The organism is Bartonella sp. AU15XJBT, from assembly GCF_028618615.1.
In the GTDB taxonomy this organism is placed as follows: domain Bacteria; phylum Pseudomonadota; class Alphaproteobacteria; order Rhizobiales; family Rhizobiaceae; genus Bartonella.
Map to the genome: position 1 here is coordinate 1 of NZ_JAQITG010000111.1, position 767 is coordinate 767.

The following is a 767-nucleotide window of genomic DNA, read 5'->3' on the forward strand; positions in this document are numbered from 1 at the left end:
CATCAACAAGCTTTAAGCAATCTTATCGTAAAAAATCATTGAAGGAGAGGAAAAATGAAAGTAACTTTAAAGTTATTGAGTGGATTAGTTTTGCTTATTATAGCTGGATGTGCTCCAGGTCCTCATCAGGCTCTGGATGTATTAGAGAAGCTAGGAGCAGATAAAGTTGAGATAAAAAAAGCGCTTTTAGAATGTGGAATGCTGAATCCTCATGATGGTTATATGATGGATTATAGAGAGTTAAGCATAAATGCGAATACATCTATTTATGCATGCTTAACCCAAGCAGGTTTTCATAGTAAATTAGGATGGGATTGGAGAGATCGGTGTAGAAATTATAATGCTGAAGACCTTCCTATATGTGTTCCTGGTTCTGTTATTCCGAAGCGAAGTGTCGAGAGACGTTTAAAGAGCGCTTATTGTCAAAAATATAAAAATAAACCAGAATGCCAACCCTAACAACACAACACCATTCGCAAAGCGCTTTGGTTAATGTTGGCTACGGTTATGGCACGGGTGGCGCAGGGGCAACGGGCAATACTGCTTTTAGTCAAGGGGAAGGCTCCAGTGAACAACTGCAACACAAGAACAGCCATATTATAGGTACCGGCACTGTTCATAGCAATAGTGGAGGAAACACTACACTAGCAGGCGCCGTGGTTTCTGCAAACCGTGTAGAGATGGGTGTTGGTGGTGATTTCACCATTACCAGCCTCAGTGATACGGGACAAAGTTCCAGCAAGCAAAACTCTGTTTCTGTTGGCTTT

General features: G+C 41.3%; 1 protein-coding gene and 1 pseudogene. Both read left to right on the forward strand.

Annotated elements, in window-relative coordinates; translation table 11 throughout:
* The first annotated feature begins 54 nt into the window (after nucleotides 1–54).
* Nucleotides 55–459: a hypothetical protein gene (locus PVV57_RS10405; protein WP_273719533.1), complete on the forward strand. Its 405-nt coding sequence runs from the start codon at nucleotides 55–57 to the stop codon at nucleotides 457–459.
* Nucleotides 453–767, forward strand: a pseudogene (locus PVV57_RS10410) (hemagglutinin repeat-containing protein); the annotation flags it as partial. The gene PVV57_RS10405 and the pseudogene PVV57_RS10410, both read left to right, overlap by 7 nt.